Source organism: Komagataeibacter europaeus LMG 18890 (assembly GCF_000285295.1).
Taxonomy (GTDB): domain Bacteria; phylum Pseudomonadota; class Alphaproteobacteria; order Acetobacterales; family Acetobacteraceae; genus Komagataeibacter; species Komagataeibacter europaeus.
Genome location: NZ_CADP01000002.1, coordinates 146118 through 169834, shown reverse-complemented (window position 1 = coordinate 169834; position 23717 = coordinate 146118). Strand labels below are relative to the sequence as shown.

Here is a 23717-nt window from a genome sequence, read left to right as displayed (position 1 = left end):
GCCGTGTGCCCATGCTGCGTTATGTCCTGCCCATACCTGAAGAGACCGCCTGAAAAGCCCGTCCTTGCGGCATCGTGCAAATTACAAAAAGTTTTGCCGCGTCGCCTTTTTTCAGAAAGGCAACACTCCCCTGAAGCTTTTTGGAAAAAAGCTTCACCAAAAATTTTATTGTTTCCAGCCCCATACGGGTCAGTGGTCGCGGATCCGGACCGTCATGTCCAGCTCATTGCCCAGGCGTTCCAGCCTGCGCCGCACGCTTTCGCCCTGCACCACGTCACGCCCGGGCGCGAAATGCAGGGACAGGACACGATCCTCACATTCCAGCCGCGTGCCATCCAGCAGCGCCTCGGTCCCGCCACTGACGGTATAGGCCAGCCGCAACGCCTGCCCCAGCGCCACGGCGCGGCCAAACTGCACCTGATCCAGCAACTGCCGCGATGGCTGCAGGTACGCCACCGACAGATCGGCCCCGTACCGCACCGCAAGCGTCAACGACAGGAAGGCCCGCGCCTGATGGGTAAAGCCCACGCCCTGCATGCGCAGGATACGCAGGTAGGTCTGTTCCGCCCGGTATTCGGGGTGATCATGCGCGCCCACATCCGACAGCCAGCACGCAACCCCGCGCAGGCGGGTCGCCACCTGCCCTTCATCGGGGAAAAGGGGCGCGGTCCATTCCGCCAGCCGTTCCGGCAGGGTCACGCTGCGGCCCAGCATGCAGCACATTTCCCGCGCCACGGCATCCTGCGGGTCGTTATCGGCAACACTTGCGGCAACATTGCGCATGTACCACCCTTCGCGCAGGCCATCGACACAGAACACCAGCCCCGTTGAACGCGTGCGCCGCATGAGCCTGCGCAGCACGGTTGCGGCATAGGGCGCATCCTCCAGCCGCTTGCGCGGCACGCCCGGCAGGCGCTCAAGCGAACGCTTGCCCGCGCCGATGATCCAGTCCGCCATTTCCCGCCCCGTATCGGGGGCCAGGCGATAAAGATGGACGATATTCAGCGGATAGGCCGTGCGCGCGATCTGCATGCGCGCCAGTGCACGGAACGCGCCGCCCACCAGGTACAGGTCCTGGTCCTGCACATCATCCAGCCAGCCGACGCGGGCCAGATCCTCATCCACCAGCGCGCGCGCGCGGGCAAGGTCGCCATCGGCACGGTCGTTGAGCCGGATCACACCCAGCGGCAGGGTGCAGGCATTGAGCTTGCGCCCGTTTTCCAGCCGGATCAGTTCCAGCGACCCGCCACCGATATCGGCCACCAGACCATTGGCATCGGGTATGCCGCACAGCACGCCGGTGGCGGAATAATCGGCTTCCTCCTCTCCGCTCAGGATACGGATCGGCACGCCGGGCAGGCGTGATTTCAGCCCCGCCACGAATTCCGGCCCATTGCTGGCGTCCCGCACGGCGGCGGTGGCCAGCACCTCGAAGGGACTGGCCTCCATCCCGCGCGCAATGGCGTTGAAACGGGCCATGACCTCCATCGCCAGCGGCACGGCTTCTTCATTCAGGCGCCCCGTCGCGTTCAGGCCCCGGCCCAGCCGCAGGACCACCTTTTCATTGAAAATGGGGGCCGGATTGCGTGAAATCCCGTCAAACACCACAAGCCGGACAGAATTCGATCCCAGATCTATGACCGCCGAACGGCGAAACCCGCCCACACCCGTCACATCCGGCCCCATACGTCGTCCGCCCATACTGCCATGACCGCGTCCATACCGTAATCCTCAGTCCTCAATAGTCTGTTCCGCATGCCATGGCTGTGACGCGCTGACCCGGATCGGGGCTTCCCCCGCCGTGGCGCCGCGCCCCGCATGAACCGGATGTTCCATGAAATATTCATGCGACGAAAATGGCCTGCGCCCCGGCTCCAGACGCCGCCATACACCATTGCGCTGTAGAATCCATGACTGCAGGTTGTCCTTGAGGTCGATCATCATGATCTGGTCCAGCACGCGGGCATGCACCTGCGGGTCCAGCATGGGGACCATGCTTTCCACCCGCCAGTCCATGTTGCGCTGCATCCAGTCCGCCGATGAGATATACAGCTTCGCCTGCCTGCTGGGCAGCCGGTGCCCATCGCCAAAGGCATAGATGCGCGCGTGTTCCAGGAACCGCCCCACAATCGACTTGACCCGGATGTTTTCCGACAGCCCCGGCACGCCGGGCCGCAGGCAGCAGATGCCGCGCACCACGGCCATGACCTTTACCCCCGCGCACGACGCGGCATACAACCGGTCGATCAGGTCGGGATCCACCAGGGAGTTCATCTTGAGCCAGATCTGCCCCGGACGCCCTGCCTGCACATGGGCGATTTCGCCCGCGATCAGGTCTTCCAGCGTGCGGCGGATGGTCACGGGCGAAAACGCGATCGCCTCCATCCGCGCGGGCACGGCATAGCCGGTCATGTAATTGAACAGCCGCGCCGAATCCCGCGCCAGTTCCGGATTGCAGGTAAAGAACGACAGGTCGGTATAGATCCGCGCCGTGATCGGGTGGTAGTTGCCGGTGCCGAAATGGGCGTAGGACCGCAGCGCGCCGCCCTCCCGCCGTACGACAAGGCTGAGCTTGGCATGTGTCTTGAGGTCTGAAAAACCGAAGACCACCTGCACGCCCGCCGCTTCCAGCGCGCGGGCGAGGCGGATGTTGGCCTCCTCGTCAAAACGGGCGCGCAGTTCCACCATGGCGGTCACGGCCTTGCCGGCCTCCGCCGCCTCGATCAGGGCCTTGACGATGGGGCTGTCGCGCGACGTGCGGTACAGCGTCTGCTTGATCGCCACCACGGCGGGGTCAATGGCCGCCTGCCGCAGGAACTGCACCACCACGTCAAAGCTTTCGAACGGATGGTGGACGATCATGTCGCGCGCGCGGATCGCGGCGAAGCAGTCACCGCCGCAGTCAACGATCCGTTCGGGAAAGCGTGGGGTATAGGGCGGAAACAGCAGGTCCGGCCGGTCATCGACAATCAGCTGCTTGAGATCCACCACCCCGATCAGCCCGGACTGCACGAATACCTCGTCAGGGGGCGGGGCCAGCCCTTCCGCCATTGACCGGGCCAGGTCCTCGGGCATGCGGGATTCGATATCGAGGTGGATCACCACGCCACGCCTGCGGCGCTTGAGCGCGCTTTCATACGAACGGACCAGATCCTCGGCCTCGTCCTCGAATTCCACGTCCGTGTCGCGCACCACGCGCATCACCCCCCAGTCCCCCGCCACAAGGCCGGGGAAAAGGCGGTCGATGCACATGACAATCAGGCGTTCAAGCAGGATGAAGCGCGTCACCCCCGGCGGCGACAGGGCGACGGGCAGCCGGATGAAGCGTTCGATCCGCGCGGGCAGCAGGATCAGCGCCTCCATCACGAACTGCCCGGTTTCGGCATTCATCAGCCGCAGGGCCTGCGCAATGCCCATGTTGGGGATGAAGGGCAGCGGATGGGCCGGGTCGATCGCCAGCGGCGTCAGGACGGGAAAGACCCGTTCCATGAAACAGGTTTCCAGCCAGGCCTGTTCTTCTTCCGTAAAGGAGATTTCGTCGCATACGACAATGCCCGCCCCCTCCAGCTCGCGCTGCAGGTCGCGCCAGATGCGCTGCTGTTCCTGCAGCAGGCGGCCGGTGCGTTCGCGCACGGCGGAAAGCTGCTGTTGTGGCGTCAGCCCGTCGGGCGAGGTCTTGACCAGCCCCTCGCGCACCTGTCCCACCAGCCCCGCCACGCGCACGGAATAGAATTCATCAAGGTTGCTGGCGCTGATCGACAGGAAACGCACGCGTTCAAGCAGCGGGTTGCGGGGATTGTCGGCTTCATCCACCACGCGCTGGTTGAAATCGAGCCATGACAGTTCACGGTTGATGAAGCGCTTGGGCGATGTCGCGTCGGGCATGGGTTCCACCGGCGCGCGCACCGCCACCTGTCGCCCGGTCGCAGCCGTCCTGCGGCTGCGTGCGCGGGCACGGGGCTTGGGGGCTGTGCCGTCGGGGGCTTTACGGGGCGTTCTGGCCAATGGATTCGATCTCCCGTTCGGGGGTGATATTCCTTGTTGCGTACGACCCTAGGCCAGTGACACGCCACTTGGCCAGAGCAGGCGGCCCGTTCAGGCGCCAGGTTCCATGTCCGTGGTCGCCATGGTGTCCCCCATCAGCATGTCGGCCAGCACGCGCGTGGCCAGTGCGCGGGTCACGGGGCGGCCGGACGCAAGGGCGGCATGGTCCAGCCGGTCCACGGCTTCCTGCATGGCCACGGCCGTGCGCGGCAGGTGGCGCAGCAGCCATTCCACGACCGGCTGCGATACGACAATCTGGCGTTCCGCCAGCAGGCGCAGCAGCAGCACGCGCAAAAGCCCATCGCCGGGCTGGCGTATGGCCACCGCCATGGTCGCCCGCAGCCGGCTTGCCAGGTCGGGCAGCGCCACGGGCCAGCGCGCCGGTGACGTGCGCCCGCCCAGCAGCAGCGCGATCCTCTGTTCACGCGCGGTGTTCAGCAGGTGCAGCAGCGCACGTTCATCCGCGCATTCGTCGGCCCGGTCCACCGCCATGGCCATGACCGGCACCCCGGTGGCGCGGGCCGCGAACAGCGCCGTGACATGGGCATGCGACAGGCTGCCGCCATGCAGCAGCACCGCATCATGCATGCGGGCCCATATTTCCAGCATATGGGTCTTGCCCGTTCCCGCCGCCCCCCACAGCGCCAGCCTGCGCTCGGGCCACGGGGTGGGGCCAAGCAGCCAGCTGCGTGCGGCGGCGTTGGAAGCGGAAAAGACAAAATCCCCCGCGGCGAAACGTGGCGTGTGGGCAAACGGCAACACCAGTTGCCCGATCATGCCCGCAACCGCGTTTTCATCCGTTTTCAGCTTCGTGCGCTCAACCACCGCTTTGTGCGTTGCCCCGCCTTGACGTAAGAAGGCCGGAAGTCCCTCTGACCCCGGTCCCGCATGGCGGTTTTCATACCCCGCGTGCGGGAGTCCGGGAAAGTGATAGTTTGATTACGGAAAAAAAGGCCCCCGCATGACATCCGCCCCCTGCCCGCCCAACGCGTCTTCCCCCACCACGTCCGGCGCCACCTACCGGGATGCCGGGGTGGACATCGAAGCCGGTGACGCGCTTGTCGAAGTCATCAAGCCCGCGGCCCGCGCCACGGACCGCCCCGGCACCATGGGCGGCCTGGGCGGTTTCGGGGCGCTGTTTGACCTGAAGGCGGCCGGTTTTTCCGACCCCATCCTTGTTTCCTGCACCGATGGCGTGGGCACCAAGCTCATGATCGCCATCGAAAGCGGACTGCATGAGACGGTGGGCATCGACCTTGTCGCCATGTGCGTCAACGACCTGGTGGTGCAGGGGGCGACACCACTGTTTTTCCTGGATTATTTCGCCACTGGCAAACTGTCCGTCGAGGACGCGGCCAAGGTCGTGCGCGGCATCGCCAGGGGCTGCGCCGATTCCGGCTGCGCGCTGGTAGGCGGGGAAACGGCGGAAATGCCGGGCATGTACGCGCCCGGCCATTATGACCTTGCCGGGTTTTCGGTCGGGGCGGCGGAACGCACGGCGCTGCTGCCCGGTGACATCCGCCCCGGTGATACGCTGATCGCCCTGCCATCGGCAGGGGTGCATTCCAATGGCTTTTCTCTGGTGCGCAATATCGTCGCGCGCAGCGGGCTGGGATGGGACGCGCCGTGCCCGTTTGCCGATGGGCAGACGCTGGGTGAAGCGCTGATGACGCCCACCACCCTGTATGTCCACCCCGTGCTGGACCTGCATCACGCGGGGCTGCTGGTGGGTGCGGCCCACATTACGGGTGGCGGCCTGCCGGGCAACCTGCCACGCGTGCTGCCGAAGGGCGTGCGGGCGGTGGTCGATGGCACGGCATGGCCGATCCCGCCGGTGTTCCCGTGGCTGGCCAGCACCGGCGATGTCACGACCGAGGAAATGCTGCGCGTCTTCAACTGCGGCGTGGGCATGGTGCTGGTGGTGCGTGACAGTGATGCCGCCATGGCGCGGCTGGATGCGCGTGGACAGCAGGCCTTTGTCATCGGCACGATTGTTGCGGGTGAAAGCCCCGACAGCCCAGCCACGCTGAGCTTTGACGAACTGCCTGAACTGCGCGACTGAACCGACCCGTGATCCACAAGACACCCATCGCCATCCTGATCAGCGGGCGCGGCAGCAACATGCGCGCGCTGATCGAATCGTGTGCCCGCCCCGATTATCCCGCCCGCATCGCCCTGGTGCTGAGCAACAACCCCGATGCGCCGGGGCTGGCTGTCGCCCGGGCGGCGGGGCTTGCGACACAGGCCATCGACCACCGTGACTACCGCCGGGACCGTGCAGCGCATGAACGCGCGCTGGACACCGCCCTGCGCGCGGCGGGCGTGGAATATGTCTGCCTTGCGGGCTACATGCGCCTGCTGACGCCGTTCCTGACCACGGCATGGGCCGGGCGGATGCTGAACATCCATCCCAGCCTTCTACCGGCCTATCCCGGCCTGCATACGCATGAACGGGCACTGGAAAGTGGCGCGCGCATCCATGGCTGCACCGTCCACTGGGTGACGGAGGGCATGGATGAAGGCCCCATCATCGGTCAGGCCGCCGTGCCCATACTGGCCGATGACACGCCCGATGTGCTGGGCGCGCGGGTACTGCAGCAGGAACACCGCCTGTATCCCGCCGCCCTGCACCGCGTTCTGGTGCCCGACGCAGCACCCGCCGCCACTGCATCAGACTGCCTGCTGTCGGTCTGATCAATGATGAAATAAGAACCGCGGTTTTCGGGTGTCGCCTTTTTTCAAGACGGCGGCGTTCTTTGAAGCTTCCTGAAAAAGGCTTCACCAGAAACTTTTCATGATCCGCGCGATCCCCGGAGGCTGTATTTTCCAAATGCCCCCGGACATGAAAAAAGCCGACCCGAAGGCCGGCTTTTCCATTGGCGGGGACAAAAAACCCCGCCACCATGATCCATGCGGATCAGGGCAGGATTTCCGTGCCGGCGAAGAAAAAGGCAATCTCGTTCTTCGCGTTTTCAAGGCTGTCGGAACCGTGGACGGAGTTTGCTTCGATGCTTTCGGCAAACTGCGCGCGGATGGTGTGGGCTTCGGCCTTCTTCGGGTCGGTCGCACCCATCACTTCACGGTTCTTCAGGACAGCGTTCTCACCTTCGAGAACCTGCACCACGACCGGACCGGAGATCATGAAGGACACCAGGTCGTTGTAGAACGGGCGTTCCTTGTGCACTTCATAGAACGCGCCAGCGGTCGCCTTCGTCAGCTGGATGCGCTTCTGGGCGACGATGCGCAGGCCATTGCCTTCGAACACGGCATTGATCTTGCCGGTCAGGTTACGGCGGGTCGCATCGGGCTTGATGATCGAGAGGGTACGTTCGACTGCCATGGGACAGCTCCTTTCAAACGGGTTCTGAAATATACGAGGCGGCATTGGACATAAGCCGACATCACCTTACAAGCGCCATCTAGAGCATATCGCCGCAGACTGGTAGGTACAACCCGCACGAAACCAGCCATGCACCCCATATTGCCGGAGTTTTCCGCCCGTGAGCCTGCTCGTCATATCCGACCTGACCCTGCGCATCGCAGGCCGCACCCTGCTTGATGGCGCCAGCCTGAGCATTGATCCGGGCCGCAAGGTCGGCCTGGTCGGTCGTAACGGGGCGGGCAAATCGACCCTTCTGGCCGCGATCGCGGGGGATATCGCGCCCGATGGCGGTACGATCCACATATCAGCGCGCGCGCGCATGGCGCGGATCAAGCAGGAAGCGCCCACGGGCTATGGTTCGCTGCTGGATACGGTGCTGGCGGGCGATACCGAACGGACGGACCTGCTGCGCGAATCCGAAACCACGACCGACCCCACCCGCATTGCCGACATCCATGAACGCCTGCTGGCAATCGACGCCCACAGCGCGCCGGCGCGGGCTGCGGCCATCCTGTCCGGGCTGGGGTTCGATGCGCAGGCGCAGACCCGCCCGGTCTCGGACTTTTCAGGCGGGTGGCGCATGCGCGTGGCGCTGGCCACCGCTCTGTTCCTCAACCCCGACCTGCTTTTGCTGGATGAGCCGACCAACCACCTGGACCTTGAGGCCACGATCTGGCTGGAAAACTGGCTGGCGCGTTTTTCGGGCGCGGCGCTGATCGTCAGCCATGACCGCGGACTGCTGGACCGCGCGGTGGACGCCATCGCCCATCTGGACCACGGCAAGCTGACGCTGACGCCGGGCGGGTATGAGGAATTCGTGCGCATCCGCACCGAACAGGCCCTGCAGCAGGCCCGCATGGCCGAACGCATCAATGCCAAGCGCGCGCACATGCAGTCCTTCGTGGACCGTTTCCGCGCCAAGGCCACCAAAGCCAAGCAGGCGCAGGCCCGCATCAAGGCACTGGAAAAACTGCCACAGATCGACAGCGTGGTGGAAGATACGCCCAGCCACTTCTCCTTTCCCGAACCCTCCCCCCTGCCGCCGCCCATGCTGACGATGGAGCGTGTTTCAGCCGGTTACGGCGATCACACCATTCTGTCCAACCTGTCGCTGCGCATCGACATGGAAGACCGGATCGCCCTGCTGGGCGCCAACGGCAACGGCAAATCCACCTTCGCCAAGCTGGTGGCGGGACGGCTGAAACCCCAGTCAGGCACGATCCAGCACAGCCCGAAGCTGAAGGTCGGCTATTTCGCCCAGCACCAGGCCGAGGAACTGCGTCCGAACGAAACCCCGGTGGACCACATGGCCCGCGCCCTGCCCGACGCCACGCCGCCCGCCGTGCGCGCGCAGCTGGCCCGTTTCGGGCTGGATGCGGAACGCGCGGAAACACCCACGCGCGACCTGTCGGGAGGGGAGAAAGCCCGCCTGCTGCTCGCGCTGGCGACGCGCGATGCGCCGCACCTGCTGATTCTGGATGAACCGACCAACCACCTTGACCTTGACGCACGTGACGCGCTGATCCGGGCACTGGCGGAATTCGAGGGCGCGGTCCTGCTGATCAGCCATGACCCGCATCTGGTTGAACTAGTGGCCGACCGCCTGTGGCTGGTGGGCGATGGCACGGTCCGCCCGTTCGAGGGCGACATGGCCGAATACCGCACATGGCTGACCGAACGGGCGCGCGCGGTCTCGAACAACGATCCTGCCCGTCCCGCCGCGGCCCCCAGGCGCGATGACCGCCGCGAACGCGCCGAAGCCCGCAAGGCCACGGCCCCGCTGCGCAAGCGCATCCGCGACGCGGAACAGCTTATGGCCCGGCTGGCGGCCGAGCGCGCGAAGCTGGAAGCCCGTCTGGCGGATCCCAAATTGTATGAAAGCGGCAAGGCGGATGAAGTCACCGCACTGAACACCCGGCTGGCCGCCATCGGGCACGAACATGACAGCGCGGAAGAGGACTGGCTGGAAGCCGAAACGGAACTGGAAGCTGCCAGCACGGAGTAGACATTGCCCAGAAGTTCTTGATGAAGCTTTTTTAAAAAAGGCGGCACCCGAAAACTTTTATTGTTTTATATCAATCTGTTATCCTGTTCTAAACCGGGTCAGGCGCGTGCCGTTCCCCACGTTGGGCCAGCAGTCCGGTCAGGAAAATCACCAGCCCCATGGCCGATAGCCCCGCCCCGGCCCATCCCACGTCCTGCGCGCCGTAGCCCGCGGCAATCACCGCCCCGCCCAGCCAGGCGCCAGAGGCATTGGCCACGTTGACGGCGGAATGGTTCAGCGCCGCCACCAGTCCCTGCGCATCCGCCGCCACATCCATAAGCCGTGTCTGCAACGCGGGCAGCAGGGCAATGATGCCCCCCATCAGGCTGGTCACGATCAGCACCAGAACCATGTTTCCCGCGCATACGGAAAACAGGCACAACATGACGGTACTGGCCACCAGCGTCACCACCACCGCCAGCGCGGGGCTGATATCCACCAGCCGGGCACCGGCCATGTTTCCCGCCACCATGCCCACGCCCCACAATGACTGCGCCAGCGGCACGATCCAGGCCGGCACACCAGTCACCGTAAGCAGCACCTCCGACAGGTAGGTGCCGACACAGAACATGCCGCCAAAACCGACCGCCCCCGTCGCCAGCGTGAACCATACCTGTGGCCGCCGCAGCGCACCCAGTTCACGCAACAGTGAACCCTGCGGATCAGGCATCATGGCGGGCACCGTGCGCGCGATCATGACAAGCGCCAGCAGTTCCATGGCCGCGATGAAGGCATAAACCGCTCGCCAGCCCAGCATCTGCCCCGCCCAGGTCACCAGCGGCACCCCCATGACATGGGCGACCGTCAATCCCACGAACACGCCGGCCACCGCCCGTCCCCTTCGCGCGGGATCGGCCATGCCCGCGGCCACAAGTGCCGCCACGCCATAAAAGGCCCCATGCGGCAACCCGGTCAGGAAACGTATGACCAGCAGCGTCCCGTAACCCGGCGACAGCGCTGATGCCGCATTGCCCACGACAAACATGGCCTGCAGCGCCAGCAGCAACCGGTAGCGTGACAGCCGCGCGCCAATCAGCGTGGCCAGTGGGGCACCGATCACCACACCCACCGCATAGGCACTGATGACATGTCCCGCCACCGGTACCGACACACCAAGCGAACGGGCGACACCGGGCAGCATCGCCATCAATGCGAACTCCCCCGTGCCTATGGCAAAGGTAGCGACAGCCAATGCCCATCCTGTCCGCCCGGGCCGCACGGGCGGGGCCGGATGTGATGAAGAAATATCTGGAGTACTCACATGTCCGCCCTTTTCCGACAGCAGATATTGGCTTACGCCTTAAACGGTCACGAAGGGAACGCTCCCGCTGGATCCCACGCCCTGGCCTGCCGCCAGTTAGTGGAATTTTAGGCCAACGCAATCCATACCCCCTTCCCGGACGTTATCCCGGCTGCGGCTGTGCTGGCGTTCACGTTCCACGCAGCCCCTTTCATGACCACCATACGGACATATAGATGACAGCCTCTTCCCCGCTGGATCCCACGCCTGACGCACCTGCTTCCCGACCTGCCCCGAAAAAAGACGAAACACCCGATCCCCGTGCCCAGCAGCTGGCGCGCATCTACGCCCTGCTGCGGCTGACACTGGTCATCACCATCGTGGTCATGCTGATCTGGGTGGTGGGCGACGTACTGATGGTCATTTTCGCGGCAACCCTTGTCGCCGTGATCCTGCATAACCTTGCCGGACTTGTGGAACGCCACACGCGCATGCCCTACTGGCTGTCGCTTACGGCGGTGGTCGTGGTCATCATCAGCGCGCTGACCGGACTGATCTGGAGCAGCGGGCCCGAAATATCGGAACAGGCCGTAAAACTGCGCACCGCACTGAGCGAGCAGGCGCATAACCTGCGTGACAGCATGGGCCATTCCTCCACCGGGCGCATGATCCTCGACAACCTGCCCACGACGCTGGGGGGAAATGAGCAGTCAGCCAGCAGCAGCGGATTCGGTTCGCTGGCAGGGTCCATGACCGGTTTCGTCTCCTCCGCGTTCGGGGCTGCGGGCACGCTGGCGGTCATTCTGATCGCGGGACTGTATTTCGCCATCTCGCCCGAACTGTATGTCAACGGCATGCTGCGGCTGATCCCGCATGAATACCGTCGCACATCGCGCGAACTGCTGCTGACGGCAGGACGCACCCTGTGGGCATGGACGGCGGGACAGGCGCTGGACATGACCGTGGTGGGGCTGCTGTCCTTCATCGGGCTGTGGTGCATTGGCGTGCCGCTGGCGCTGGCGCTGGGGGTCGTGGCGGGCATGGCCAACTTCATCCCCTATATCGGCGCATTCGTCGGCGCGGTGCCCGCCGTGCTGATCGGCCTGTCACAGGGCACGCGCGAAGGGGTCATGGTGCTGGGCCTGTATGCCGCCATCCAGTTCTTTGAGGGCAATGTCATGGCCCCGCTGATCCAGCGCCACGCGGTGAAGATGCCGCCGGGCCTGACCATCCTGTCCCAGACGATCTTTGGCACCATTCTGGGCATTCCGGGGCTTATCCTGGCGTCACCGCTGACGGCGGCCCTGCTGGCGACCGCCGACCGCGCCACCCCGAAGCTGAAGGACGACGAGCGGGTCTGAACGCCCCCCTCACAACAATGGATTGATAATGAATCACCATTTCCGGGTGCCCCTTTTCAGGAAAACAAGGGGGCACCCGGAAAACTCTGGCAGCGGCGGAACAGCTGGACCCGGATGTATGAATGCAAGGACCAGCCTCCTGATTTTTCTTGACCCGGAACGGACGACCCGTTTCAGAAACGGGACATCGCTGCACTTATGACCAGCGACATTCCGCCCCGGACGACTGGCATTGCGCGTGAGGCGTCCAGTTTGACCGTTTCAGCAGAGTCCGATGGATGACGGTATTTTCTATAATTATATTATTGATTCAATGAAGTGTTATTTTAATAAATCATAAATAGTTATTTATCTGTATATTATTTTGATTTATATAAAATACATAAATCATGATAAACTGAATTAATAATTCAGATGCGCCAATATAGTATTATTATATTTCTGATATATTATTAACATTTTGCGCTTCCCCGATGGTCAGGGTTTCATACGCATGATTAATCATCATACCACCTGTAACGGGGATCGCGAGGAGCGCAGACGACCATAAAGAAGTAGATAATTGCCCCGGCTATCCATATTACCGCAAGGGCCAGAGCCGCCATGACGAAATAGTACGCCACAAACAGTGGCCAGAGCAGAACATGCAGAAACGTATGGAACGTTATGTATTGAATACCATGGAATCCAAAGATGAATACCTGAAACATGACCCCCACCAGCAGGTAGAGCAGGACTATCTTGTAGGTGGAAGGCGTCTCTGTCACGTTCCGATTCCTGCGTACGAATGTTTCCATATGGACAAGGCATACCTGCCCTAACACATTATAATACCACCCTGTCTATATTATTTATGAAAAAGAGCAGGCAGACATCTGCCGCAAGGGCTGCATGCCCTGTTCCGACCATGCCCCCGATCATATCCGGGGCTGTAGCCAGCCAGACCACACCCCGGTGCATTGCACCCGCCCGTATCGATGCGCCCCGGACAAACGAAGCCGGGTCGGGGCGCGGTTATCCTTATCCGGCCAGCAGGGTATTCACATCCACATGCGCCATGCCCGCGCGGGTGGCGGCCAGCATGCCCTCGCGGCTGTCCTCGAATACAAGGCATGACGCAGGCGGCAGAGCCAGCCTGCCCGCCGCCAGCAGGAACATGTCCGGCGCGGGCTTGGGATTGTCCACGTCATCTATGGTAATGATGGCGTCAAACAGCCGTTCCAGCCCAAGGTGGCGCAGGCAGGCGGTCACGATCTGCCGTGACCCGTTGGACGCCACCGCCATGGGCAGGCGACCGTGGTACTGGCGGGCGATGTCCGCCACCACGGTAATTTCACGCAGCACATGCAGCCTGCGCAGCATGCTGTCGCGCGCCTGTGAAATGATGCCGTGGCGATTCACGCTGCGGCCCAGCCTGGCCTCGACAATATCCAGCACCATGTGTTCGGACATGCCGCCATGGCCGTGGAACCATTCGGGCGGCACGCTCTGCTCTATGGCGTCCTCAAGGGCCGCGATCCAGCCCTCGCGGTATAACGGCAGGCTGTCGACCAGCGTGCCGTCACAGTCAAAGATCAGGCCAGCCGTATCCGCGCGCACCGGGCTCATGGAAAGGCGGACCGGGGATAGTCGTACTGGTTGACCAGGTCACGCAGGGCGTTGAAGTCCCTGTCCTTGAAATGGTGGAAGCGGATGACCGCGCCGGGCTTTTCCTCCACAAACACGGTGTTGTTCCAGTCAGCGGCGCTGATACCGGTCCACAGCGTGATGCGGTAGGGGGCCGCCGGCTCACCGGCAGGCTGCTGGCCCTTGTGCTCGACCTGCATTTCCAGCACCGCATCCCCGCTGGATGGCGGGGTCTGCCCCAGCGGGCCCCAGCCCGCGGTATGGGCCTGCAGCCAGTCATTGAGCGTATGGACCTGTGCCGCCGTCAGCGTGCGTTCCCTGCGCATCGGCCCGACGGCAATGGTGCCCGTTTCCATGGTGGGAAAGCTGAGGGGCCGGAAATTGGGCAGGGCGATAAGCCACAGCCCCGCCGCCGTACCGATCGTGATAACCAGGAACCCGATCAGCAGGGCTGTCTCGCGTCTCATTTGCGTATGATCTCCTTATGCACGCACGGCCGCGACGACCCGGCCCACGTCATGATCCGACAGTTCCGCATGCAGCGGCAGCGCCATGATCCGGCGCGACAGGTCTTCCGCCACAGGCAGCGCCGCGCCATCATGGGCGGCGACATAGGCAGGCTGCTGGTGCAGCGGAAGCGGATAATAGATGGCCGACGCCACGCCATGGCTTTTCAGCTTGTGCTGCAGGGCGGCGCGGTCTTCCTGCCCCTTCGTCAGCACGGAATAGATCGCCCACGAACCATGGCTGTGCGCCACGCGCGCGGGCGGGATCACGCGGCCCGCGATGCCCGCGTCATACGCATCGGCAATGGCGCGCCTGCGTTCGAGTTCCATGTCGAACACATCCAGCTTGGCCAGCAGGATCGCGGCCTGGATGGTGTCCAGCCGCGCGTTCATGCCGGTGCGCAGCACCTCGTAGCGGGTCTTGCCTTCGCCATGCGTGCGCAGCGAGCGGTAGAGTTCGGCCCGCTCGGGGTCATCGGTCAGGATGCCACCCGCATCGCCATAGGCGCCCAGCGGCTTGGAAGGGAAAAAGGACAGGGTGGTCGCCACCGCTTCGCGCCCCAGCCTGCGGCCCGACAGCGTCGCACCGAATGCCTGCGCACAGTCGGCCATGAGGAACAGCTTCTCCTCCGCCGCGATCGCACGCAGTTCGGGCCACGGGGCGGGCTGGCCAAACAGGTCCACGCCGATCACCGCGCGCGGGCGCAGCTTTCCTGCCTTGCGGACATCGGCAATGCGTCTGCGCAGGCTGGCGGGATCGATCTGGAAGGTGGCGGGGTCCACATCCACGAAAACCGGGGTTGCCCCCAGCACCAGCGGCACCTCCGCCGTGGCGGTATAGGTGAAGGCGGGCAGGAACACGGCGTCACCCGCACCGATTCCCTCGGCCATCAGGACGATCTGGATGGCATCCGTGCCGGATGAGACGCCAACACACTGCGCAGCCCCGCTATAGCTGGCCAGCCGCCCTTCCAGTTCGGTGACTTCCGGCCCCATGACAAAGCGGCAGTGTTTCATGACCGCATCGACACGCTGCCGGATTTCGTTGGAAATCAGGCTCTGCTGCTGGGGCAGGTTCAGAAAACCTATGGGTGCTTCCGCCGGAGCGTTCATGATGCATTCCTTTCCACATCGATCTGCCCCGCTGTGTCCGGAGTGGCCACACCATGCGGGTTATGGGCAAATTCGGGGACAAGCCTGCGGACAAGGTCCAGCGCGCGCGCGCCATCACCATCCCGGCATGCCAATGTAAGTGCATCCATGATATTGGCCACCTGCGCAAGGTCCACCGTACGCGGCGTTGCCATCCGCAGGCCGGGACAGTCGGTGGGTTGCAGGATTTCCTGCTTGTAAAACAGGTCCTCGGCCAGCTTTTCCCCCGGCCTCAGCCCGGTAAAGCGGATCTGCACGTCCCGGTCGGGCCGCAACCCGGCCAGCACGATCATCTGGCGCGCCAGATCGACAATGCGCACCGGCGTCCCCATGTCCAGCACGAACACCCCCCCGCTACGCAGCAGCACCGCCATGCCGTCCGCCTGTTGCCCCGTGCCCCGGGCACTGGCCTGCAGCACGAGGCCGACCGCTTCCGACACGGTCATGAAATACCGCGTCATGCGCGGGTCGGTCACCGTAAGCGGGCCACCACATTCCAGCTGGTGACGGAACAGGGGAATGACCGACCCCGTCGATCCCATGACATTGCCAAACCGCACGGTCACGCATTGCATGGCGTGCCCGTCGTCGCGGTTTCGGGCTTTAACATCCAGCGCCTGGCAGTACATTTCCGCAATGCGCTTGGACGCCCCCATCACACTGGCGGGGTTGACCGCCTTGTCGGTCGAAACCAGAACCATGGCCCTGACCCCGTGCCGGGCGGCGGTATCGGCCACGATGCGGGTGCCGGTCACGTTGGTCAGCAGTCCCTCGCACGGGTTTTCCTCCACCATGGGCACGTGCTTCAGCGCCGCGGCATGGAACACCAGTTCGGGGCGGAAACGGGCGAATACACGCTCCATCCTGCCTGCATCGCGTATATCGGCCAGAACAAGGTGGCGCGTAATGTCAGGGGCCTTTTCCGCCAGGTCGATATCCACCTGCCATAACGGGAATTCGCCAATATCCACCAAAACCAGCTGGTCAGGGGCGTAGTCCGCGATCTGGCGGGCCAGTTCGCTGCCGATTGACCCGCCTGCCCCCGTAATCAGCACGCGCCTGCCGCGCAGCATATCGGCAATGCCCTGCCCGTCAGGCGCCACAGCCGGACGGTTGAGCAGGTCCGGCAGCCTGACCGGGTGCAGCGGCGCCACGCCCCCCCCGGCAATACCGGACAGATCGGGCATGCAGCGTACCTGCGTGCCGGTTTCCTGCGCCATCCGCAAAACGGCAGACAGGCGTTCGCCACGAAAGCGGGGATCGGCCACCACCAGCAGCAGTTCATCTTCCGCCCTGAAAGCCGACAGGATACAGGGCAGATCCGCCACCTGCCCCAGCACCGGCACGCCACGCAGCCTGCGGCCGGGGCGGCGCTGGCGGCCTTCGACCACCATGCCCACGACCAGCCCGCCCATATCCGGCATCAGGCTGAGAAAACGGCTGGCGTCCTCCCCGTCCCCCAGCAGGATCACGCGCCGTCGCCCGCCCCTGTCCCGACCATCCCGACAGGACCGCCAGAACTGGTAGCCCGCGCGTGCGCCCGCCATGATAACAAAGGCCACCATGGCGTACGCCGCGCCGAACGCCGCCGCGCGCATCACACCCGACAGGCCGAGCACGCCCGTGACCATCATGCCCGCCAGCACGCACGCGCCCGCCAGCCGCCAGAAATCGGACCGGCCCGCAAAACGCCAGTGCTGCTGGAATACCCGGAACGGCCAGCCCGCAACCCCGATGGCGGCCATGCCCAGCGCGGGCAGGCCCCACCATGGCCATGGGACATCACGACAGGCGCTCAATCCCGTCGCCACGATTGCGGCAAGGCCGCCCATGACCGTATCAAGGGCGCTGTTTACGGCCAGTGTCCGTATCTTGCGCAGACACTCCGCCATGCCACCGCTGTCTGAGGATTGCGTAACCATTACCCTCCCCCTATAGCCGAGCAGATGCAGGGCAAGAAGGAGAGATCATGCGCCCCTTCCAGCTTTCATGACCATGTCCCACCCATTTCATGCGGAAACCGCCTTTTTCGCGCTGTTCCTGCTGGCGGCGGCCCTGATGTCCGCCGTGCTGTCGCGACGGGTGATTGCGATGCGCGTGCTGGATTACCCGACCGGGCGCAGCGCCCATGACATGCCGGTGCCAAAGGGCGGCGGACTTGCGATTTTGATCGTATTCGTGGTGGGCGTGCCGCTGGGACAGATGATCTGCCACCGCCACGCGGACATGACGGACGTGACGCTGCTGCTGGCCACGGTGGGACTGGGACTGTTTTCATGGCGCGATGACATGCAGCCCATGCCGCCCCTGTGGAAACTGGGGGCGCAGATTGCAGCCGCCCTGCTGGTGGCGTGGGGCGACATGGCTGGCGGGACGGTGCATGCGCTGACAACAGGCGGCCTGGGGCTGCGGGTCGTGTGGCTGGTGGCCCTGTGCAACTGTCTCAATTTCATGGACGGGCTGAACGGACTTGCCAGCGGGTGCACGCTGATCGCGGGCGTGATCGCGGCGGGGCTGTTCATGCTGGCGGGCGGCGGGGTGGAAACATGGGGCAGCGCCCTGATTCTGGCGGCCGCCTGTGCCGGGTTCCTGCCCTTCAACTTTCCCCATGCGCGGCTGTTCATGGGGGATGTGGGAAGCCAGTGCTGCGGGCTGGTGCTGGGGGCGCTGGGCCTGCGCATGGCGGGCATGCCGCAACTGGTCCATGGGGCGTGGCTCATGCCGCTCATGCTGTCGGGGCTGCTGGTGGATGTCATCGCAACCCTGCTGCGGCGGATGTACCATCGCCGTCCCGTCATGCGCGCGCACCGGGAACATTTCTATCAGATGGCCCATCGCAGCGGCATGCAGGCGGCCGATATTACGGTCGTGACATGGGCCAGCACCGTATGCGGCGGCATGGGGGCCGTGGTCATGGGCATGGGATGGGTCAGGCCCGGTCCGGTCGTGCTGGCGGTCAGTTTAATCCAGCTTGTCTGGATTACCGCCGTCATACGCCGGGTGGGACGTGCGCCCGGCCTGTCATGGTAGCCAAAAAAACAGGGGGAGCAGCCTGCCGGCCATTCCCCCTGTTTCCTTTGTCCTGACAGCGGATCTTATTTGCGCAGGGTAATCTTCATGCCCTGTGCCGCGGCGGCCAGGCGACCACCGGAACTGGACGTATCAAGGCGGATACGGACACCTGCGGGGTTGTTGAGCAGCACGGCGCCCACGCCGGTACCGGCCGTGACATCCCCGTTGACGGCGGCATAGCTGCCTTCAAAATCCTTGACCTTGGTGAGGTTATAGACCTCCCCCTGGCCACTGATGTTGGCATAGCCTACGGCCGCCAGCGAACCGCCCTCGATCTTGAAACGGTAGGTGTGGTTCTGGAACACCAGCTTGCCCGTGCCCCATGTGTGGCCAACCCCGATATCAAGCGACTTGAACTTCATCGTGACATGCCCCGACGGCGTGCCAAGCGATGATTCCGCGGCCCGGGCCAGTGTCGGCGCCGCCGCAAGCGGCGCCATGATCATGGCAAGGGCAACCAGACGTCGTGAGATGCGCATGGAATTGAAACCTTCTGTCCGTTCGAGCATGAAGTGAACCCTCATGTAACTCAGCCAGCGCGGTGTTGTTCCTCGGTCCGGCGGGTGCGCGTGGTCTTGCGCACGGGTGCCGCCTTTTCCTGCGTTGCCGCTTCATTCACGATGCTGCACAGGTCGCGCAGGTAGGCCTTGCCCTTGATCGTGTGCTTGATCAGCACGGAACGGCGGTCCATCGGGTCAGGCGCACGGCGGGCCAGGTCCAGCGCCTTCAGCCGGTCCAGCGCGCGGGTGATGGCGGGCTTGGACACGTTCAGTTCAGCCGCAAGACCACGCACGGTATGCGAACCGTCGCCGCGCAGGTAGCAGGTCAGGAACACGGCCAGCTGCCGTGCCGACAGGTCGGGCCCGTCACGGCGGACCATCGCGACAATGGTGTCGCGCAGCGAATTGATCATCTGATCCGTGTTAGCGTCTGATGACTTGCTCATCGGTGAAAATCCTCTGTCAGAAATCAGCCTGCACACCGGCGCGCATGGATGCGGAATCGGGTGGACTGGAATGGTGCGTTCTCGTTCTGCCTATATAATTGGCATTTACGGCATATATAAGTCGCACCAACCAAATTAGTTCGCATCCGGCATTGTTTCTTTAGTGATGCATTCTGTCCTCGATATTAAATATTTTTAATATTCCTTCGTAAACCGCTCTTAAACCAAGACTTTCTCCGCCTTCTGGCCGTCCGGGCCGCGACGAATCATTCCATCCATACGTATCGATATGAACCCAGCGCACATCAGTTTTGACAAAATTCTCTAGAAAAAGCGCTGCCGTGATCGCTCCACCCATGGGTTTGGATGAAATATTGTTCATATCTGCCACCGGACTGCGCAGCCATTTCCGGTAACCCGGCCATAGCGGCAACTGCCACAGCGGGTCCCCGCAGGCCAGGCCGGACGCCACCAGCACGGCCCCCGTCGCGTCATGGTTGGTGAACAGGGCCGGCACATCCGGCCCCAGCGCCACGCGGGCCGCCCCGGTCAGGGTCGCGGCATCCACCAGCAGGTCGGGCTGGCGTTCGCACGCCGCGTGCAGCAGGTCACACAGGACCAGCCTGCCTTCGGCGTCGGTATTGCCGATTTCCACCGTCAGCCCGGCGCGGGTCTTCACCACGTCCGATGGCCGCATGGCATGACCCGATACGCTGTTTTCCACGCAGCCCAGGCGCAGTTCCAGCCTGACTGGCAGGTCGCGCAGCATGACCAGGCGCGCAAGGGCCAGCATGATGGCGGCCCCGCCCATGTCCTTTTTCATCCGCAGCATGGAGGAGGGCGGCTTGAGGTCATACCCGCCCGTATCGAAACACACGCCCTTGCCCACCAGCGACACCAGTGGCGCCGTCTCAGTGGCGGTGCTGCCCTGCCAGCGGGCCTCGACCACGCAGGGCGCGCGGTCCGACCCCACGCCGACATGCAGCACGGTCGGGAATTCCTGCGCCAGCCGCGCCCCGCGAATGACCGATACATCCGCCCCCAGCTGGGCAAGCGCCATCTCGGCCGCCTTGGCCAGGTCATCCGGCCCCATGAGGTTGGGCGGCGTATTGATCAGCGACCGGGCAAGGTTGATGCAGCGCGCCATGCTGGCCGCCGCCTGCCCCGCCGCATCCACCACCAGCCGCGCAGGCGGGGCAGCGGGGGCCGTGTCGCGGCCAAAAGCGGGCATGCGATAGGCGCCAAGGCAGAAACCCAGTGCGATGTCGCCCGCCTGCACATCCGCAGGCGCGCTGACCCGCCATGATCCGGCGGGAAGCGAGTCGGGCAACGCCCCGAACACGAACGGGTCGGCGCCATCCGCCTGTTCCGCAATGCCCAGCAGGGCTGTCGCGATCGTGCCATCCGCGCCGGGCAGCAGCAGCACCTGGCCATAACGGGCGGCAAAACCGGCCTGACGGGCAAAGCGGGCCGCCACTTCGCCCACCACCGCATCCAGTTCCCCCAGCGCGGAGGGACGGATGGCATGCACCATACCCGCGGCCCCATCCCGCATATCGGCCGCCGCGACCAGACAGTCCTGCATTTCCAACGCGTTCATTGCACGTCCCTTCCCTGCATATGTTCCTATTTCCAGCAGGGTGCGTCCCCCGTCCGGGCAACGCAACACCCCATCGCGACCGGCATGTGGTTTTGCTTGCATTTGCCGCCACTTGGCCGGAGCATGCATTCATGACGGGTGTACCCAAGGGCACTGGTGGCCCCTATCGCGCAGCGGCCGGACATGGTTCCGGCCCCCATTCCGATACGCTGGTCCGGGCGGTGCTCGGCCCGACGAATACCGGAAAGACCCATCTGGCCATAGAAAGGCTGCTTTCGCATTCCAGCGGCATCATCGGTTTTCCCCTGCGGCTGCTGGCGCGCGAAAACTATGACCGCATGGTGGCGCAGAAGGGCGCGCATGCCGTCGCCCTGATCACGGGCGAGGAAAAGATCATCCCGCCAAAGGCACGCTGGTTTTCATGCACGGTGGAAGCCATGCCGCTGGACCGCCGCGTGGAATTCGTGGCGGTGGATGAAATCCAGCTCTGTGCCGATCCCGATCGCGGCCACATCTTTACCGACCGGCTGCTGCATGCGCGTGGCCTGGCGGAAACCATGTTTTTGGGTGCGGATACCATACGCAACCTGATCCGCCGCCTTGTGCCGGGCATCGAGATCGAACATCGCCCGCGTCTGTCGCAACTGACGCATGCGGGGGCGTGCAAGCTGACGCGCCTGCCGCCGCGTTCGGCCATTGTCGCCTTTTCCGCGGGCGAGGTTTACGCCATTGCCGAACTGCTGCGCCGCAGGCGGGGGGGATGCGCCATTGTCATGGGGCAGCTTTCGCCCCGCACCCGCAATGCGCAGGTGGCGCTGTATCAGGAAAAGGAGGTCGACTATCTGGTCGCGACCGATGCGATCGGCATGGGCCTGAACATGGACGTAAATCATGTGGCCTTTGCCAGCCTGTCCAAATTCGACGGCACGCGCATCCGGCCGCTTGCGGCGGGGGAAATCGCGCAGGTGGCGGGCCGCGCCGGACGCGGGCTGCGTGATGGCACGTTCGGCACCACCGGGACCTGCCCGCCCCTGTCCGAGGAACTGGCCGAAGCGGTGGAGGAACACCGTTTCGACCCGCTGACCCGTCTGGCGTGGCGGAACAGCGACCTGGATTTTTCATCGCCTGACCGGCTGCTGTCCAGCCTCAACCGTCCCTCCCCCCGCGTCGAACTGATCGCGGGGCATGAGGCAAGCGACGTGCTCGCCCTGTCCGCGCTGGCGGGGAATAGCGAAATCCGTCCACTGGTCCATTCCCGCGCCGCCACGCGCCTGTTGTGGGAAAGCTGCCAGATACCCGATTTCCGCAAGCTGGGCGATGACAGCCATATCCGCCTGTGCGGACGGATCTTTACCCACCTGATCCACGATGGCCGCATCCCGTCGGCATGGATGGACAGCCAGATTACCCATTTTTTCCAGACGGCGGGCACCATAGACTCGCTCATGCAGCGTCTGGCGGGCATTCGCGTATGCAGTTACATCGCCGCCCGCCCCGGCTGGATCGCCAATGCCGAACACTGGCAGGCCCGCACGCGGGAGGCGGAGGACAGGCTGTCCGATGTCCTGCATGAACAACTGACCGCGCGTTTCGTGGACCGTCGCGCCACCACCCTTATCCGCAGGCTGGATGAAGGCGGGCATGACAACCTGCTTTCAGCCGTGACGGCGCAGGGCAATGTCGTGGTGGAAGGTCATGAGGTCGGCCGCATTGCCGGGCTGGACCTGATCGCGGGCGAACATACCGATGCGGAGGACGGGCGCCTGCTCATGCGCGCGGCGCGGCGGGCGGTACGCAGCGAAATCCCGCGCCGTGTCGCGGCCCTGGTGCAAGATGATGACCGGCAGTTCACCTTTTCCGCCGATGGGGCGCATATCCTGTGGCAGGACATGCCCATTGCGCGGATGCTGCCGGGCAGTGACCTGCTATCGCCACGCCCGCAGGTGCTGGACAACCCGCTGCTGGACAATGCCCAGCGCGAACGAATCCGCAATCGCCTTCAGACATGGCTGGGACAGGTCGTGCGCGAGCATCTTGCGCCGCTCTTTGCCGTTCAGGCTGCGGTGGCCGGCACGCCGGACCTGCGCGGCATCATCCATCGCCTTATGGAAGGCGCCGGGGTGGCTCCGCTGCATCGTGGCGAACGCCCCGGGCACGACATGATCCAGCGACTGAGGCGGCTGGGCGTGCGGGTCGGGCACTACAGCCTGTTCATGCCGACGATCCTGAAGGAACGCCCCATGCAGTTACGGGCCTGGCTGGTGGCGATCAGCCTGAACATGCCCTGCCCGCCCCTGCCCGCCATGGGACGCGTTACCCTGCCGCCGGATGCACTGCCGCCCGCCTTCATGGACCGGATGGGCTGGCTGGATGCCGGGCCGGTGCGGATCAGGCTGGATATCGCGGAAAAATTTGTCGTCGAACTGGCGCGCATGACACGTCGGGCCCCCATACCGCTGCCACCCCACCTGGCGTCCCGCCTGGGGATACGACGCGAAATGCTACCTGCGGTGATGAAAGGGCTGAACATGCGCGTGTACCATCCGCGCCCCATGGCGGCCAACCGCTACGGCCCACCCGCCCCGGTCATGATCCGCTTCGCGTCCGAGCATGAAAATGCCAGCCGGGAAAAAACCGTGCGGACGGCATCCGCCCGCAATGGCAGGCGACCGGCAGCACCCCGGCGCCCGCAACGGACCGACAGCCCCTTCGCCGCCCTGGCGACCCTGTTCAATCGTCCCTGA

19 protein-coding genes are annotated in these 23717 nt (G+C 64.3%); 6 read left to right on the top strand and 13 right to left on the bottom strand.

Annotated features, from left to right (window positions below):
* Positions 1-189 precede the first annotated feature (189 nt).
* The 3 genes from GEU01_RS02285 to GEU01_RS02275 all read right to left on the bottom strand — a co-directional run bounded on the left by GEU01_RS02285 (position 190) and on the right by GEU01_RS02275 (position 4869).
* On the bottom strand, positions 190-1686 hold the full coding sequence (locus tag GEU01_RS02285) for a Ppx/GppA family phosphatase (RefSeq protein ID WP_019084774.1): 1497 nt from the start codon (positions 1684-1686) through the stop codon (positions 190-192).
* Positions 1687-1731: 45 nt separating this feature from the next.
* Complete coding sequence (locus GEU01_RS02280; protein WP_231289830.1) at positions 1732-3885, bottom strand: RNA degradosome polyphosphate kinase; 2154 nt, start codon at positions 3883-3885, stop codon at positions 1732-1734.
* 210 nt (positions 3886-4095) lie between these two features.
* On the bottom strand, positions 4096-4869 hold the full coding sequence (locus tag GEU01_RS02275) for an HdaA/DnaA family protein (RefSeq protein WP_019084772.1): 774 nt from the start codon (positions 4867-4869) through the stop codon (positions 4096-4098).
* Between the two features lie 136 nt (positions 4870-5005).
* On the opposite strand from GEU01_RS02275, the gene purM reads away from it, so the two are divergent.
* Positions 5006-6106 carry a phosphoribosylformylglycinamidine cyclo-ligase gene (gene purM / locus GEU01_RS02270; RefSeq protein ID WP_019084771.1) on the top strand — a complete coding sequence of 367 codons (1101 nt, stop codon included), beginning with the start codon at positions 5006-5008 and terminating at the stop codon, positions 6104-6106.
* Positions 6107-6114: 8 nt separating this feature from the next.
* Entirely contained in the window at positions 6115-6738 is a 624-nt protein-coding gene (gene purN, locus GEU01_RS02265; RefSeq protein WP_010507623.1) for a phosphoribosylglycinamide formyltransferase, read from the top strand.
* 223 nt (positions 6739-6961) lie between these two features.
* On the opposite strand, the gene ndk is transcribed toward purN, so the two are convergent.
* Positions 6962-7384 carry a nucleoside-diphosphate kinase gene (gene ndk / locus GEU01_RS02255; protein WP_010507624.1) on the bottom strand — a complete coding sequence of 141 codons (423 nt, stop codon included), beginning with the start codon at positions 7382-7384 and terminating at the stop codon, positions 6962-6964.
* Between the two features lie 160 nt (positions 7385-7544).
* Between ndk and GEU01_RS02250 the strand changes: the two genes are divergently transcribed.
* The gene (locus GEU01_RS02250) at positions 7545-9431 is read left to right on the top strand and encodes an ABC-F family ATP-binding cassette domain-containing protein (protein ID WP_019084769.1); all 1887 of its coding nucleotides are present in this window, start codon (positions 7545-7547) and stop codon (positions 9429-9431) included.
* Between the two features lie 88 nt (positions 9432-9519).
* Here the strand turns inward: GEU01_RS02250 and GEU01_RS02245 are convergent, their stop codons facing one another.
* Positions 9520-10662 carry an MFS transporter gene (locus GEU01_RS02245; protein ID WP_019084768.1) on the bottom strand — a complete coding sequence of 381 codons (1143 nt, stop codon included), beginning with the start codon at positions 10660-10662 and terminating at the stop codon, positions 9520-9522.
* Between the two features lie 284 nt (positions 10663-10946).
* On the opposite strand from GEU01_RS02245, the gene GEU01_RS02240 reads away from it, so the two are divergent.
* A complete protein-coding gene (locus tag GEU01_RS02240) occupies positions 10947-12071 on the top strand; it encodes an AI-2E family transporter (RefSeq protein WP_010507628.1) in 1125 nt (374 codons plus the stop codon).
* Positions 12072-12568: 497 nt separating this feature from the next.
* Here GEU01_RS02240 and GEU01_RS02235 read toward each other — a convergent pair whose 3' ends face one another.
* The 5 genes from GEU01_RS02235 to GEU01_RS02215 all read right to left on the bottom strand — a co-directional run bounded on the left by GEU01_RS02235 (position 12569) and on the right by GEU01_RS02215 (position 17247).
* On the bottom strand, positions 12569-12838 hold the full coding sequence (locus GEU01_RS02235; RefSeq protein WP_019084767.1) for a hypothetical protein: 270 nt from the start codon (positions 12836-12838) through the stop codon (positions 12569-12571).
* 253 nt (positions 12839-13091) lie between these two features.
* Complete coding sequence (locus tag GEU01_RS02230) at positions 13092-13679, bottom strand: HAD family hydrolase (RefSeq protein WP_010507630.1); 588 nt, start codon at positions 13677-13679, stop codon at positions 13092-13094.
* Complete coding sequence (locus tag GEU01_RS02225; protein WP_019084766.1) at positions 13676-14164, bottom strand: hypothetical protein; 489 nt, start codon at positions 14162-14164, stop codon at positions 13676-13678. The genes GEU01_RS02230 and GEU01_RS02225 overlap by 4 nt, the downstream gene beginning before the upstream one ends.
* A 15-nt stretch (positions 14165-14179) precedes the next feature.
* Entirely contained in the window at positions 14180-15316 is a 1137-nt protein-coding gene (locus GEU01_RS02220) for a DegT/DnrJ/EryC1/StrS family aminotransferase (RefSeq protein WP_010507632.1), read from the bottom strand.
* On the bottom strand, positions 15313-17247 hold the full coding sequence (locus tag GEU01_RS02215) for a polysaccharide biosynthesis protein (RefSeq protein WP_019084765.1): 1935 nt from the start codon (positions 17245-17247) through the stop codon (positions 15313-15315). The genes GEU01_RS02220 and GEU01_RS02215 overlap by 4 nt, the downstream gene beginning before the upstream one ends.
* Before the next feature lie 103 nt (positions 17248-17350).
* Between GEU01_RS02215 and GEU01_RS02210 the strand changes: the two genes are divergently transcribed.
* Complete coding sequence (locus GEU01_RS02210; protein ID WP_232272382.1) at positions 17351-18385, top strand: glycosyltransferase family 4 protein; 1035 nt, start codon at positions 17351-17353, stop codon at positions 18383-18385.
* Positions 18386-18450: 65 nt separating this feature from the next.
* Here the strand turns inward: GEU01_RS02210 and GEU01_RS02205 are convergent, their stop codons facing one another.
* The 3 genes from GEU01_RS02205 to GEU01_RS02195 form a co-directional block, all read right to left on the bottom strand.
* Positions 18451-18936: a hypothetical protein gene (locus GEU01_RS02205; RefSeq protein ID WP_010507636.1), complete on the bottom strand. Its 486-nt coding sequence runs from the start codon at positions 18934-18936 to the stop codon at positions 18451-18453.
* Between the two features lie 20 nt (positions 18937-18956).
* Positions 18957-19373: a MarR family winged helix-turn-helix transcriptional regulator gene (locus tag GEU01_RS02200; protein WP_019084763.1), complete on the bottom strand. Its 417-nt coding sequence runs from the start codon at positions 19371-19373 to the stop codon at positions 18957-18959.
* A gap of 160 nt (positions 19374-19533) precedes the next feature.
* Positions 19534-20973 (bottom strand): leucyl aminopeptidase family protein, encoded by a 1440-nt coding sequence (locus GEU01_RS02195; protein WP_019084762.1) that lies wholly within the window; start codon positions 20971-20973, stop codon positions 19534-19536.
* 131 nt (positions 20974-21104) lie between these two features.
* On the opposite strand from GEU01_RS02195, the gene GEU01_RS02190 reads away from it, so the two are divergent.
* Positions 21105-23717 (top strand): helicase-related protein, encoded by a 2613-nt coding sequence (locus tag GEU01_RS02190; RefSeq protein ID WP_019084761.1) that lies wholly within the window; start codon positions 21105-21107, stop codon positions 23715-23717.